The sequence below is a fragment of the Halobacillus hunanensis genome, assembly GCF_900166655.1.
Taxonomy (GTDB): domain Bacteria; phylum Bacillota; class Bacilli; order Bacillales; family Halobacillaceae; genus Halobacillus_A; species Halobacillus_A hunanensis.
The window spans coordinates 761,939-777,184 of sequence record NZ_FVZB01000007.1 but is presented as its reverse complement, the minus strand read 5'-3'; the positions used below and the strand labels follow the sequence as shown (position 1 = coordinate 777,184).

The following is a 15,246-nucleotide window of genomic DNA, read 5'->3' as shown; positions in this document are numbered from 1 at the left end:
TGCTGTCCTTACTGAAGTCAACAAGTCATTTTACCATGCTTATTGATTCCAGTCATCTAAAGGACAGCATCATTGTTCATCAAAATTATTTAAAATTAATTAATAGCTTTTGAGTCAGTCTATCTCCTTGAAATTCCATGACTTTATCATTAATTTTCACAGTCAAACCAGGAGCTGAACCTGTTTTAATATACACCTGTTCATATTCAGAAATATCAACATTTACCGCTTCGTCGTCAGAGGTGTAAACCTCAGGCGCTATTAGATCTTCTCCGCCTTGAGGAGCTTGAACAGCGACATAAGTGTCAGCAGAAAACTCAAGCGTTAGCTCCCTCTCCTCAGCTCCTGTAACTTCATAGGTATGCATAGGGAATGAGCCTGAGCCTGTTTCAACTAAGCTCGCTTCAAGAGACGGTTCTTCCTCAACAGATTCTTTCTTATCTTCAGCCTGCTCTTTCTGCTGTTTATCACCAGCTGATTCATTGGAAGAGTCATCCTGTGATTGATTTCCTTCTGAAGTATTCTCTTCAGGATTTGTGGTCGTTGGAACGTCTACCTGATCTTCATTTTTCGGTTGATTGGCCCCTTCGTTCGAATCTGTTCCTTCTATAACAAAGTAGTAGGCCACAATAGCCACAATAACAGCTAAAAGAATTGACAATATTCTCGGAAAGGATTTAGCAAAACCCCCGGCTTTGTTAGAAGTCGATTCACTTTTAGCCTTTTGCACTCGGCTATACGTCACTACAGGCTCTTCTTCTGTAGTCGGGAGTTCACTGCTGTGTTCTTCCATCACCTGCTCCGGATTCAAGCCGACGGCGGAGGCATATTCCCGAATAAACGCCCGAGTGTAAAACTTCCCTGGAAGGGTGCCAAACTCGTTATTTTCAATCGCTTGAAGGTATCTTTTTTGAATTTTCGTGGTACTCTGTACTTCTTCAAGTGTTAATTGCTTTGCTTCTCTCGCTTCTCTTAATCGAGATCCAATCTCCATTTGTAACACCATCCATTTTTAAAAATCAAACATAGAAAAGCCGTCGTTGTTCATTCCTTGCTTCTCCACAGGTTCATACGTGATTTCTTCATCCTCATTGCTTCTGAGTTCAATAATATAATCGAAGTCCTCCATTTTATACTCTGTCTCTTGTACAAAAATGTCTGGATGTTCAATCACCTTCACAGCGGGAAGGCGCATAATTTCTCTCACAAGCTGCCAATGCTTCTCGCTTGCCCTTTTCGCAGAGACGATTCCATCTATAATATATAAATTATCCTCATTATACTCTTCCTCAATCAGCTGATTCCTGACCGTTTGCTTAAGTAATGTGCTCGACACAAATAACCAGCGTTTATTTGCACATACACTTGCAGCTACAACAGATTCAGTTTTGCCTACGCGCGGCATACCACGGATACCAATCAGCTTATGGCCCTCTTTCATATATAACTCAGCCATAAAGTCTACAAGCAGCCCAAGGTCCTCCCGGTTAAATCGGAAGGTCTTTCGATCATCAATATCACTATGTATGTACCGGCCATGCCTTACAGCTAACCGATCTCTCAGTTTTGGTCTGCGTAATTTGGTTATTTTAATGGTATCCATTGTATTTAATATCGACCGAAGCCGAGTAATTTGATCTTCCTCTTTGCAAAGCAAGAGCATTCCTCGATGAGAATTCTCTACCCCATTTATCGTAACTATATTAATCGCCATCATCCCAAGAAGTGACGAAATATCTCCAAGCAACCCAGGACGGTTATACTGGATTTCATATTCTAAATACCATTCTTTTTTCTCCATGACACATCTCCTCTGGAAAAAATGTCGCTTTTTGTAAAAACAGAATAACACACTCTACTATATATCATAAATGATTTTCCCTTAATTAGAAAGACTGAAACAGACTTCTTCCGAATATTGATCGAAAAAAACCGCGCATGAATTTCTGCGCGGTTTTTGTCATTTTATGATTGTGGCTTGTCATTCTGAACCAATTTAACCATCATGTTTGCAATAGCATGCTGCTCTTTATCATCAGCAACGTTCCATAACTCGCGAAGAACGGCTTCTTCCTGATTCTTGGCCTCAACATTTTTGGATAAATAATCACCAATCTCGTAAGCGACTTCGTTTACAGCACTATGGTTCATCCCTTTTCCTTCCGCTTGGTTCATACGATCACCAAGGAAAGATTTGAAAGATTCAAAGTTGTCAAGTACAGACATTCATGTTACCTCCTACTGTAATGTTTTTCATGTTTAGTATGAGGTAGCCAGAACGTTTTTATACATCACAATTTTAATACCAGCCGCCGTTGACGCGAAGGATATGACCGGAAATATAACTGGATCGTTTACTTAATAAAAACAAGATCGCCTGTGCTACTTCAGAACCCGTTCCTAAACGGCCTAGCGGGATTTCACTTTCTAATATAGCCAGTTCTTCTGCAGATAAGTGGCCGTTCATTTTTGTGTCGATGACCCCCGGTGTTACTCCATTCACACGAATGTTACTTGGAGCAGTTTCCTTGGCTAATCCTTTTACGAAACTAATTTGGGCTCCTTTAACAGAACTGTAAACTACTTCTGTACTGGCACCTTCTTCTCCCCAAACCGATGACACCACGACGATTTCTCCGGACTTATTTGAAATCATGGATGGAAGCAATTTGTGAGTAATGAGCCATAATGATTTAACGTGAACATAATACATCGTGTCCATTTCAGCGGAACTCATTTCTTGAAGCAGTTGGTTAGAGTGGTTCCCTTGTGCAAACACAATAGCGTCGACATCTGAAGGGAGTTTGCCAATCAAAGAGTCAAGCCCGGCGGCAGTAGATAAGTCTCCTTGATAAGCCCCCGCCCATTGCTGGTTCGGGATTCGCTGCTTAAGCTCGCTTATCCGTTGCTGATTAGTGTGATAATGAACCGCCACTTCATACCCTTCCGCAGCGAGTAACTCCGTAGTTTGCATGCCAATTTCACCGCTGGCTCCAATAATTAAACAACGCTTAGGCATGGGTCTGTGGTTTCACCTGGAAGACCGAAATGCTTTCTTCCTTTATCCAATTTTCGACATACTGATCGGCATCACTTGTCGTAAGTGATTCAATGGTAGGCAAAACATCGAATAAGTCAACGCCAAGCATATGATAATGCGTAAATTGATTAGCGATAAATTCCATAGAATTCAAAGCCCTCATGAACTGGCCGATCTTCTTACGTTTCATACGTTTAAAATCTTCTTCTGAAATACGGTTCTCTTTAAGCTTGTGAAGCATTTCTTTTATACGAGCCGCTAATTCGTCAGGTTTCCTTGAATCACCGCCAAGAATAGTGAAACCAAACTGTCTATCTAATTCGGTTTCATATTGAAAGCTGGAATCAATTAAATCTTCTTTATAAAGCTGCTCGTAGAATTCCCCGCTTTTAGAGAAATAATAATCAAGGATCATGCCAGACAGCAGTTCAGCCCTTACAAGTTCAGCACCATCAAGAGACGAAACATCCTCTTTCACACCTACCATTGCTTTTGCTGTGGTGACTGGCATTGTAATGGAACCGTCGGGGTTAGCTACTTCAGCAGGCTCCTCCGGATAAAAACGATCAATCGTTGGAATCTCCTTAAATTCTTTCTTGTTCTGGTTACTGCGAATTTGATCCATCATTTTTTCCGGATCAATATTACCAGCTACAAACAACACCATATTGGATGGGTGGTAGAACGTTTCGTAACAAGTATATAGGTCATCCTTTGTAATATCCTCAATCGAATCAACCGTTCCGGCAATGTCTACCCTGACAGGATGTTTATGATAAAGACTTTGTATTGTTCCAAAGAAAGAACGCCAGTCCGGCTGGTCATCATACATACGTATTTCCTGAGCGATGATCCCTTTTTCTTTCTCAACGGATTCCTTGGAAAAATAAGGATCCTGAACGAAATCTAATAAGGTTTCCACATTTTTTTCAATCTGACTAGTTGCGGAAAATAAGTATGCCGTCTTCGTAAACGACGTAAAAGCGTTAGCAGACGCCCCCTGCTTGGTGAAATCCTGAAACACATCACGGTCTTCTTTTTCAAATAGCTTATGTTCAAGGAAATGAGCAATCCCTTCCGGCACAGTCACTTGCTCATCCTTTCCAATCGGGGTAAAGGTTTGATCAATGGATCCATAATTTGTTGTGAAAATACCAAATGTCTTGGCCATCTCCGGCTTTGCCAGTAAAAACACTTTTAACCCATTTTCCATCGTTTCTGAATATACGGTCTCATTTAGCTGTTTATACGTTAATGCTTCCATCACGCTTCCCCTCCCTCTTGACTTGTTAAAAAGTAAATCGTATCAAGTTCTATTTTCTCCGCGACCTTCACCACATCTTCTTTCGTCACATTACGGATGTTTTCCATAAGTTCATCTGACTGAATGGTGGAGCCGGAAAGCATTTGATGATACAAGACCTCAATTAATCCGTTGGCATTATCCATTGTTTCCTGTAGTTGATTCACAACTTGTTCTTTTGCGTCAGTTACTTGGTCATCAGAGAAATCACCTTGCTTCATCGCTTCCATTTGTTCTAAAATAATCGATTTTGCCTGGTCATAATCTTTCGGGTCAACTCCGCTAAAGACGAGGAGCAGCCCTTTGTGGCTTTCGAATCGTGATGCGGCATAATAAGCCAGGCTATGTTTTTCTCTTACATTCACAAACAGTTTAGAACTAGGAAACCCGCCGAAAAGTCCATTGAAAATTTGCAAGGCATAATAATCCTCGTCCCCAAATTTAATGTGGGTACGATAGCCGATGTGAAGCTTACCCTGCTTTACTTCTTCCTGCTCGACAATTTCTTTAGATTCCGCTGGATGAATTGGTTCTGATTCCAAGTGCTCCCCTTGATTGTCACTTTTGGCACGAGTAAATGTTCGATCCATTAATGTTTCAATCTCAGATTCGTCTATGCCTCCAATAACGTATACATCAAGTACATCGTTTTCAATCATTTCGAGGTAGTGTTGATATAAAGACTTTGCCGTAATTTTCTTTAGGTCGTCTAAATAGCCGTGAACATGTAAAGAGTACGGCTCCCCTTCACACATATGGTCGATTAAACGTAGATTAGCATAGCTCATTTTATCGTCTTTAATGGAAGTGATTTTTTGCTCAAGCGTTTGTATTTCCCTTTTTACAATTGCTTCATCAAAGCCGTTTCCTTCAACTTTTGGATTGAATAAAACATCATGGAATATGTTTAACGCTTTTTCTAAAATCGGTTCACTTTCGTTTAAATAGGATTCATTGACGACCTCCATCCGAAAGGAAAGTACATGATTCTCCCCTTTTTTAGAGCCATCGCTTGAGAATCCTGTTCCATACAGGTCTTCCAAAGCAGATTGCAGTAATCGCACGTTTGGATGGTTGTTGGTAGCTTTATGAAGAACATGAGGAAGCAGAGCACGTTCGGTGATCCCTTCCCTTTTCAGTGGTGCCTTAAATTTGGCAATAACAGAAACCGTTTTATACTTTGTAGTTGGTAAAATATGTAGTCTGTACCCTTGCTTACCCCGTACTGTTTCTTTCGTTATTTTCATTTCTAACATCCTCCTCATCGTTTCCTTTATATTATGAACGTACTTCCATGTATTCATCCATATGAGGTCAACTCTAATGCTAAGATAAATAATTGAAAAAGTAAAAAATTAAAGCCCGGCACCATCGTACCGGGCAAATCTAAATTAGCGATTACCTTTAATATAAGATTCTCCTAAAGCTTTTGGCGCCTCAGCCCTGCCAATAAATCCAGCTAAGGCGAGAATCGTCAAGACATAAGGGGCAATCAGCAGAAAGATCTGCGGAACTTCACTTAATAACGGGATACCAGATCCTACGATACTTAAACTCTGAGCAAATCCGAAGAACAACGCAGCTCCTAAGGCACCCAGTGGATGCCATTTTCCAAAAATAACAGCTGCCAGAGACATAAACCCTTGTCCGACAATTGTAGCATGGGAGAAGTTTAAAGCAATGGTTAAAGCAAACACTGATCCGCCCAGACCCCCGAGGGCTCCAGAGATCATGACCGCAACATAACGCATGCCATACACATTAATTCCATTCGTATCAGCCGCCATCGGATGTTCCCCAACGGAACGTAAACGTAACCCGAACGGAGTTTTAAATAGGATGTACCAGGCAACAAATGCTAATAGAATAGCTAAATAAGACGTCAAATACATGCCTGAGAAAAATAAGTCGCCAATAATCGGGATTTTACTTAACACAGGGATATCGGTTGTATAAAAAGGACGTTCAACCATATCTGTTTGTCCTTTTCCATACCATTGCTTCGTTAAAAACAGACCAATACCTAAGGCAAGGAAGTTAATGGCTACACCACTAACAACCTGATCTGCTCTAAATGTAATGGAAGCGACCGCATGAACTAGTGCAAAAATAGCGGAGACGACCATTGCGACTAGAATCGATACCCAGGGGGTCCAGTTCCCAAACACATCGACAAAAGCCAGGTTAAACACGATTCCTACGAATGCTCCCATCACCATTAATCCTTCGAGACCAATGTTAATGATTCCTGAACGTTCACTAAATACCCCGCCTAAAGCTGTAAAGATAAGAGGGGCCGCAAAGAAAACAGCTTGCGGAATAATCGATTGTAATATTTCAAAAAAGTTCATTTATTTCCCCTCCTTCTTAAATCGTAAAATGATCCAACGAATCATATAGCTTGATGCCACAAAAAATATGATTAAAGCAATGACAATTTCAACAAGCTCTGTTGGAACACCTGATGCTGTAGGCATATTCAAAGCACCAATTTTTAAAGTACCGAATAAGAAGGCAGCTAAAACGACACCTATCGCCGTGTTGGCTCCCAGTAAGGCCACGGCAATTCCATCGAATCCAATATTGGTAAAGCCTGATTTTACGGAAAGGTATCCGAACGTACCTAAACCTTCCATCGCTCCGGCAAGGCCTGCAAAAGCACCCGAAATAACCATAGCCAACACAATATTTCGACTAACATTCATCCCTGCATACTGTGAGGCATGCTGATTATAACCGACGGCCCGCAATTCAAAGCCCGTCGTTGTTTTATTTAATAGGAACCACATAATAAAAGCGACAAACAAAGCAATGAGCAATCCATAGTGAAGCCGGGAATAAAAGGTGATCTCCGCAAGCCATGGAGAAGCGAGCGAAGCTGTCTCTGCAATTTGCTCAGTTTTATCTTCTCCATCCGTTATGACGTTTCGCACGATTTCGTTCGTAACATAGAGCGCAATATAGTTCATCATAATCGTTACGATAACTTCGTGAACACCGAGCTTCGCTTTTAAAATCCCAGGGATAAAACCCCAGAAAGCGCCTGCTAACGCTGCAGCAAAGATGGCTAACGGTAAGTGGATAATAGCTGGAAGCTCAAAAGCCACCCCTACCCACACAGACGCAAGCCAACCGACAAACACTTGTCCTTCCACCCCGATATTTAGTAACCCTGTCCTCAAGGCGAAGGCGACAGCAAGTCCTGAAAGAATATAAGGTGTTACCTGTCTCAACGTTTCACCAAAAAAGTAAGCATCACCAAAAGCACCGTTCCAGAGAGCCGCATACCCTTTAACCGGGTTATATCCGAAGAAAAGCATGATGATCGCTCCAGAGAGCAAGCCTAATAGAACCGAAATGATAGGAATTAAAATATTTATTGTGCGATTCGAAAACATCTATTCGACACCTGCTTTCTTCACTGCATTCCCCGCCATTAAAAGACCGAGCTGCTGTTCATCCGTTTCTTCAGGCTCCACTTCGGCCACAACTTTGCCGTCGAACATAACGGCAATCCGATCACTCAAGTTCATGATTTCATCCAGTTCAAAAGAAAGAAGCAGCACCCCTCGGCCTTTGTCACGTTCTTCAATTAATTTCTTATGAATAAATTCAATAGCTCCTACATCCAATCCACGAGTCGGCTGGGCAGCAATAATTAAATCCGGTGAGCGATCGACTTCACGTCCAATGATTGCCTTCTGTTGGTTACCGCCCGAAAGAGCCCGCGCTTTCGTATGTTCATCTGGTGTACGTACGTCATATTCTTCAATAAGTGCTTGAGCCTTCTGATAAATGTTTTTATAATTCATAACACCTTTTTTAGAAAAAGGCTCCTGATAATAGGTTTGCAGCACCATGTTTTCTCCAATTGGAAAATCCAAGACGAGCCCAAACTTGTGGCGGTCTTGAGGAATGTGAGAGATACCCGACTGAGTGACTTTTCGAGGTGTTAAATTGCTGATTACTTTGTCATGCAACTTAACTTCTCCTGAAGTACTTTTGCGAAGGCCGGTAATTGCTTCAATCAATTCGGATTGACCATTCCCGTCTACCCCTGCAATCCCCACGATCTCTCCGGCCCTCACAGTAAGATTTAAGCCTTTAACCATCTCAACGCCGCGAACATCCTTAACAACTAAATCTTTAACAGACAGATATGTTTCCTTAGGAATTGCTTTCGTTTTTTCGGTTGTGAAGCTCACTTCACGGCCAACCATTAAGGAAGCTAAGTCGGTTGGGTTGGTATCTTTTACCTCAACGGTACCTATGCCTTCCCCTTTTCTAATTACCGTACAGCGATCACAAACTTCCATAATTTCTTTTAATTTATGAGTAATCAAAATAATGGATTTGCCTTCAGCTACTAAGCTATTCATAATCGCAATTAGTTCATTAATTTCCTGTGGTGTGAGCACAGCCGTAGGTTCATCAAGGATAAGAATATCTGCTCCCCGATAAAGCGTTTTCAAAATTTCCACACGCTGCTGCATTCCCACTGAAATATCACGAATTTTGGCTTTAGGATCGACATTTAGACCGTAGCGCTCCGATAGTTCTTTAACTTGTTGCTCCGCCTTTTTAATATCTACGGAAGCCCCCTTACGCGGTTCACTGCCAAGTACGATATTTTCAGTCACTGTAAACGTATCGACTAACATAAAGTGCTGGTGAACCATTCCAATCCCTAAACTGTTAGCGATATTAGGGTCTGTAATATGAACTTTCTCCCCTTTAACACGAATTTCGCCTCTTTCCGGCTGGTAGAGGCCAAATAAAACATTCATTAACGTAGATTTTCCTGCCCCATTTTCACCAAGTAAAGCATGTATTTCACCTTTTTTCACTTGGAGGTTAATCTTATCATTGGCTACTACACCGGGAAATTCTTTACGAATATCAAGCATCTCTATCACGTATTCCATGTTTCTCCCCCACTTCTTTTCTCTATTCATTCAATCTCCAGACCTCTAGCCTTGAAAAAATCATCAAATGAAGAGGGCCGGAACATACTCTTCACTTGATGATTTTCACATATTCGACTCTTGGATTGATGTTCCATCAACCCAAGAGCCAACCTTTCTTAATCAGAAAGAAAATATAAAGTTTTAGATTCGGGACCTATAGTCCTTCTACATATGTTTTTAATTCATCACGTGTACTTGGTACTTCTACTTCACCGTTAACAATCTTACCCTTCCACTCTTCGATGGCTGTAATAATTTCTTCTGTAAGAGCTTCTTCATTTGTACGGGCAATGCTGATTGCATCATCTTTTAAGCCGTACTCAATGACTTCTCCGCCAGGAAATTCACCGTTCATAGCTTGTGTAGCTACGTCTTGAACAGCAATGTCTACACGTTTGACCATTGAAGTAAGGGTTACATTGTTTTCCCCAATTTGGCCTTCTTCATATTGGTCACGGTCAACACCAATTACCCAGACATCTTTTTCAGGGTTGTTTTTCTTAATATCTTTCGCTTGTGCGAACACACCGTTACCGGTTGCACCAGAGGCATGGTAGATCACATCGATACCTTTAGAATACATATTCGCAGCAATCAGCTTTCCTTTATCTGCTGCTGCAAAACTCTCCGCATACTGCACATCGACTTCGATGTCAGGGTTGATAGCTTTAGCACCAGCAACATAGCCAGCTTCAAATTTATTGATTAAATCTCCATCCACGCCACCTACGAAACCAATTTTGTCAGATTCTGTTTTCTTTGCAGCTGCAACCCCTGCTAAGAAAGACCCTTGATGCTCTTTGAACGTGATACTCGCAATATTATCTCCTTCAGCTACTGCATCAACAATCGCAAAATTCGTTTCTGGATATTGTCCTGCTACTTCTTCAATGGCAGGCTGCAATAAATAGCCGATTCCAAAAATAAGGTCATACTTTTGACGTACAAGACGATTTAAGTTTGTTGTATAATCGGCATCGCTTTCGGATTGAGCATAATCAAACCCTTCTCCTTCTTTGAGACCATGCTCTTCTCCAAATGCTTGCAATCCTTCCCAGGCTGACTGGTTAAATGATTTGTCATCTACCCCGCCAATATCTGTTACCATCGCTACAGAGAAGTCTGAGCTTCCTGACTCTCCACCTTCACTGCCGCCACTTTCTCCCTCTGAACTCGTTTCATTAGAAGAACCCCCACAAGCTGCGAGAACTAAACCCAAAGACAATAATAGTGCAAAAACAAGTAGAAAACGACGATTTTTCAACATAAATACCCCCTAATTTGTTAAGTATTATGAAAATTAAGACAAAAATTTTTAGCCTCCTTTAATCAGGCTGCCTCACCTCCCTAATCTTTTGTAAATATGTCACACTATTGAAAACCCTTACACCCTTTTACGCAGTACGTGAAAACTAAACTTATCTGCCCTGAAATAATTGGATGAAAGCAAAACGGGCTCATCATCTTTCGTGTAGTGCATCTGTTTCAATAACAGCAGTGCCTGATCAGGTTCACTGTTCAAGATCGGCGAGATTTTTTCATGATAACCGATCGGCTCGATGTTGGTGACAGCATAGCTGATCGTTTTCCCTGTGTATCTCTCAAGAATCCCAAACATAGAATCCGCTTCTCGAACCTGTTCTAAGGGGATAAGCCCTTCTGGAATCCTATCTGTACAGTAAACAACCGGCTGCTGATCAGCAGTTCGAACCCGTTCTACTCTAGCTAAATTATGTATCTCAACAGGGGCAAACCGACTCCGATCATCTTCTGTCGGCTCGACTAGTTCAGCTGATAAATACTGTGATCCAGGTGTCATGCCGGATTTTCTAATCATTCCTGTGACACTATCCAGTTCTTCAATTCCGGAAGTGAAAACAGGCTTTGGGTTTACGAAAGTACCTACCCCGTGCCTTCTAGTTACAATACTCTCCTCCTCCAGAATTCTCAGGGCTTCCCTTAATGTAGCTCGTGAAACACCCAATGATTTAGAGAGTTCAAACTCTGAGGGCAGTTTTTCCTTTTCTAAAAAAATGCCGTTTTCTATATCTCGTTTTATTTGCTCGATTACCTGTAAGTACAGGTGGCGAGTATCCTGTCTGATCGACATAACGTTCACTCCAAGTCTATTTGCCTATAGGTAAGAGATCTGACATCTGACGTTCGACACATCATATTCGAAATTAATATAACACTTTTCTAGAAATAAATAAATAGAATTAGGACATTTTTATCGAATATTGGACATGTTTGTTTAATTAGAATGTTTAAATTCTTCTCATTAATCAAACGAACCCCGTAAAAAAAACTGTCGTACGAGTACGACAGTTTAGCTGGATTGTTCTTCTTGCATTTCCGAGACAAGTACATTTCTCGGCTTACTTCCTTCATAAGGACCTACAATCCCGTTGTCTTCCATGGCATCGATTAAACGGGCAGCTCTTGTATAGCCCACTCTGAAACGGCGTTGAATCATGGAGACACTGGCACTTTGCATCTCAATAACCATTTGTACTGCATCTGGGTACAAATCATCATCAACTTCCTGTTTCACTTCACTTTCTTCTTCTGGAATCATCTCTTCCTGGTATTGAGCCTTTTGCTGTTCCACACAGAAATTGACAACCCGTTCAACTTCTTCATCTGATAAAAAAGCGCCCTGGACACGTGTTGGTTTCCCGGAACCTACAGGAGTGAACAACATATCACCTCGTCCAAGCAATTTCTCTGCACCGCCTGAGTCTAAAATCGTTCTCGAGTCAGTTTGAGAGGAAACGCTAAAGGCAATTCGGGAAGGAATATTAGCTTTGATGACCCCTGTGATGACATCAACGGATGGCCGCTGGGTAGCAATGATTAAATGAATACCGGCAGCCCTTGCCATCTGTGCTAGACGGGTAATCGCATCTTCTACATCATTTGAAGCTACCATCATTAGGTCAGCTAATTCATCAACCAGCACAACAATGTACGGTAAAAACGGCTGGTCGTCATCGTTTTCTTTGTTATGTTTCTTGATATATTCGTTGTACCCTTCGATATTTCTCGTTCCGGAATCAGAAAACAGATCATACCTTCTTTCCATTTCCGAAACGACTTTCATGAGGGCACGGGAAGCCTTCTTAGGATCCGTCACTACCGGTGCCAATAAATGAGGAATGCCATTATAGACGTTGAGTTCAACTTTTTTTGGATCAATCATCATCATCTTGACTTCGTGAGGCTTCGCTCGCATCAGAACACTCGTGATAATACCGTTAATACAGACACTTTTTCCGCTCCCTGTTGCCCCGGCGACAAGCAAGTGGGGCATTTTATTAAGCTCTGCCATCACTGCTTCTCCGGAAATATCCCGCCCCAAGGCAAAGCTAAGCTTCGCATCTGGTTTCGTTTTGCCTGTTTCCAGTACTTCACGCAATGATACCATCGATACTTCAGTGTTTGGCACTTCAATCCCTACAGCAGACTTGCCTGGTATCGGTGCTTCAATACGAATATCCTTTGCCGCCAGTGCCAAGGCAAGATCGTCGTTTAGGTTGACAATTTTGCTCACCTTCACCCCTACGTCAGGATATACTTCATATTTAGTTACAGCAGGCCCTACATGGACTTTTGTGACTTTTGCCTTGACTCCAAAGCTATGAAAGGTTTTTTCAAGTTTCCTCACCGTTGCCTGAATATGAGATCGCGCCTGACTTTGAGTGCTCGAGGTTGGTTCATCCAATAAATCCATACCCGGCAGTTTGTAATCGGGATTCTCAAGTTCAGCAGTTGATACTGATTTCTCAAGAACTTGATCTTCTTTTTGCTCCTCAGGTGTTGTCTCACTGTTTTTCGGCTTCTGGTATGCCTGTTCTGTAAAATCCTGAATAATAGGCTCAGGATGGTCCTCCTCAACTTCTGTTCGAGGATCATCAATGACATCGATGGTGCTGGCGGCCTCTTTTTTAGGACGAGGCTCAGCCAACTTCTTCGATTCTCGTCTCGTTTCTGATTGTTCCCGCGCAATAGTAAAAAACTCTTTCGTCTTTTCCCAGCTTTTTGCTAACAGGTCTCCCATAGATCGTTCTGTCACAAACATGACTCCGACAAGGAACAAGAATATGGAAACGATGATGGCTCCTATTGAAGAAAACAAGTAGTAGGTAATCAACAGTAGAAAGGCACCTGTTAAACCGCCGCCAATTGCAGAAACAGGAGCTTCTCCTGACATCATACTTATCAAGCGGTCCCACGTCAGGCCAAATACTGAGCCGCTCTCATTTTGCAGCTCATCTGCCAACGTTTCAACGTGTGTAAACAGAAGCAGGGAAGTGAAAATGAAATAGATACCGATCATCCGTTTATGTAAAAGCTGCGGCCATTTCCGTTTTACCATCAAATAAATACCAGTTATTAAGAAAAACAGAGAAGCAGCAAAATACCAGACACCAAAAATAAATTGCCAAAAATGTTCAAGGCCTCCTGGGATGGCTCCATCGCTTATGATGGAAGCACCACTGCCGAAAACAGCTATAAATAAAAACAATAAACCAATCAACTCAAGTTGCAGCTGTTCTTTAAGGGCTGATCGTTTTTTTCTAGACTTACCTTTCTTTTTTCTTTTTTTTCCCATAAAAAGTTCCACCTCCTATGCCTTAGGAAAGAACAAGATGTCGCCTGCTACCAAGAGTAGTGTAAGCGACATCCACATTTCCAGTTCTATCTTCCTTTATTATAGCATAGGGCGCAGCGTGTTACGAGTCCAGCCATTGTCCTGGTTGTAAAGTCGGGTCCATGTAATCAGTTGGATTGGTCGATAATACTTGAAGAATTTGTTTTTTTCCATTGCCTTGATCTAAACACTTCACCTGACAGTTTTTGTGATTTTCAAATACAATATTTCCGTCTTTGTATGGCTGAGGAAATATATCATGTTCACTTAGTGGTGTATACAGGGTCATTGAATCACCTGCTCTTGTTTACCTTTTTGAATATCAATGAGTTCATTAAGTTTGCTCATCGCTTCATGGACGCCGCCGACATCATCAATTAACCCACTTTCAACTGCTTTCTGTCCAACAACGTTCGTACCGATATCACGTGTCAGGTTACCTTTGGCAAACATAAGTTCCTTAAATTTTTCTTCCTCAATATTGGAGTGATTTGTCACAAAATTAATAACCCGATCCTGCATTTTATCCATGTATTCAAATGTCTGAGGGACGCCGATCACTAACCCATTTAATCTGATTGGGTGGATCGTCATCGTAGCCGTCGGAGCTATAAAGGAATAGTTTGACGCTACGGCAATCGGAACACCTATAGAATGACCGCCTCCGAGAACAATAGATACGGATGGCTTAGACAGCGAGGCGATCATCTCTGATATCGCTAGTCCTGCTTCCACATCACCGCCTACCGTGTTTAATAACACGACGAGACCCTCAATTTTAGGATTTTGTTCGATGGCAATCAGCTGCGGAATCAAATGTTCATATTTTGTCGTCTTATTTTGTGCAGGCAATTGGACATGCCCTTCTACCTGCCCAATAATCGGGAGAACATGAATGTTTGAATCTCCTGGCTGTGGTACATTATTTTGGCCCAGCTGCTGTATTTTATCTACAAGCGATGATTGTTGCTTGGACTGATCATTCTCTTCTTGTTTGTCTTTCATCTTTACCTGCCCCTTTCACACTTTTTCTTAGTATGAGACAGAGTAACTAACGTCATACAAGAAAAAGCGAAAGAACAAGTTTGGTGGTTAAGGAAGTTCGGTTAAGAGCGGGATTAATGGAAGTTCGACTAAGTTCGGCATCAAGGAAGTTCGGTTAAGAGCGGCACGTCCTGTGCCAACACCGAACTACCCCACATCCTGTGGGGCATGTGCCAACACTGAACTACCCACATCCTGTGGGCAAAAAAAATACAGCAGCGTTTTTTGCACGCTGCTG

At 41.8% G+C, this 15,246-nt stretch carries 14 protein-coding genes; all 14 read right to left on the bottom strand.

The genetic code is table 11. The features are described 5' to 3' along the window. Positions 1-85: 85 nt before the first annotated feature. Positions 86-994 carry a helix-turn-helix domain-containing protein gene (locus B5354_RS16570; protein WP_176142521.1) on the bottom strand — a complete coding sequence of 303 codons (909 nt, stop codon included), beginning with the start codon at positions 992-994 and terminating at the stop codon, positions 86-88. Between the two features lie 18 nt (positions 995-1,012). Beyond that, positions 1,013-1,801: a DUF3388 domain-containing protein gene (locus B5354_RS16565; RefSeq protein WP_079529910.1), complete on the bottom strand. Its 789-nt coding sequence runs from the start codon at positions 1,799-1,801 to the stop codon at positions 1,013-1,015. 164 nt (positions 1,802-1,965) lie between these two features. Then, positions 1,966-2,226: a DUF3243 domain-containing protein gene (locus tag B5354_RS16560; protein ID WP_079529909.1), complete on the bottom strand. Its 261-nt coding sequence runs from the start codon at positions 2,224-2,226 to the stop codon at positions 1,966-1,968. Positions 2,227-2,299: 73 nt separating this feature from the next. Further along, complete coding sequence (ymfI, locus tag B5354_RS16555; RefSeq protein WP_079529908.1) at positions 2,300-3,019, bottom strand: elongation factor P 5-aminopentanone reductase; 720 nt, start codon at positions 3,017-3,019, stop codon at positions 2,300-2,302. Continuing rightward, positions 3,012-4,304: an EF-P 5-aminopentanol modification-associated protein YfmH gene (gene yfmH, locus B5354_RS16550; RefSeq protein WP_079529907.1), complete on the bottom strand. Its 1,293-nt coding sequence runs from the start codon at positions 4,302-4,304 to the stop codon at positions 3,012-3,014. The genes ymfI and yfmH overlap by 8 nt, the downstream gene beginning before the upstream one ends. After that, positions 4,304-5,590: an EF-P 5-aminopentanol modification-associated protein YfmF gene (gene yfmF / locus B5354_RS16545; protein WP_079529906.1), complete on the bottom strand. Its 1,287-nt coding sequence runs from the start codon at positions 5,588-5,590 to the stop codon at positions 4,304-4,306. The genes yfmH and yfmF overlap by 1 nt, the downstream gene beginning before the upstream one ends. 144 nt (positions 5,591-5,734) lie before the next feature. Further along, positions 5,735-6,694, bottom strand: a complete 960-nt coding sequence (locus tag B5354_RS16540) for an ABC transporter permease (protein WP_079529905.1) — start codon at positions 6,692-6,694, stop codon at positions 5,735-5,737. Next, the gene (locus B5354_RS16535; protein WP_079529904.1) at positions 6,695-7,741 is read right to left on the bottom strand and encodes an ABC transporter permease; all 1,047 of its coding nucleotides are present in this window, start codon (positions 7,739-7,741) and stop codon (positions 6,695-6,697) included. Continuing rightward, positions 7,742-9,268: an ABC transporter ATP-binding protein gene (locus B5354_RS16530; RefSeq protein WP_079529903.1), complete on the bottom strand. Its 1,527-nt coding sequence runs from the start codon at positions 9,266-9,268 to the stop codon at positions 7,742-7,744. Between the two features lie 196 nt (positions 9,269-9,464). Further along, the gene (locus tag B5354_RS16525; protein ID WP_079530616.1) at positions 9,465-10,574 is read right to left on the bottom strand and encodes a BMP family lipoprotein; all 1,110 of its coding nucleotides are present in this window, start codon (positions 10,572-10,574) and stop codon (positions 9,465-9,467) included. A gap of 120 nt (positions 10,575-10,694) precedes the next feature. After that, the gene (locus B5354_RS16520; protein WP_079529902.1) at positions 10,695-11,420 is read right to left on the bottom strand and encodes a GntR family transcriptional regulator; all 726 of its coding nucleotides are present in this window, start codon (positions 11,418-11,420) and stop codon (positions 10,695-10,697) included. Between the two features lie 219 nt (positions 11,421-11,639). Next, positions 11,640-13,925, bottom strand: coding sequence for an FtsK/SpoIIIE family DNA translocase (locus B5354_RS16515; RefSeq protein WP_079529901.1), 2,286 nt, complete (start codon positions 13,923-13,925; stop codon positions 11,640-11,642). A 121-nt stretch (positions 13,926-14,046) separates the two neighbouring features. Further along, positions 14,047-14,253: a YlzJ-like family protein gene (locus B5354_RS16510; protein WP_079529900.1), complete on the bottom strand. Its 207-nt coding sequence runs from the start codon at positions 14,251-14,253 to the stop codon at positions 14,047-14,049. Further along, positions 14,250-14,969 (bottom strand): ClpP family protease, encoded by a 720-nt coding sequence (locus B5354_RS16505; protein WP_079529899.1) that lies wholly within the window; start codon positions 14,967-14,969, stop codon positions 14,250-14,252. The genes B5354_RS16510 and B5354_RS16505 overlap by 4 nt, the downstream gene beginning before the upstream one ends. Between the last annotated feature and the right edge of the window lie 277 nt (positions 14,970-15,246).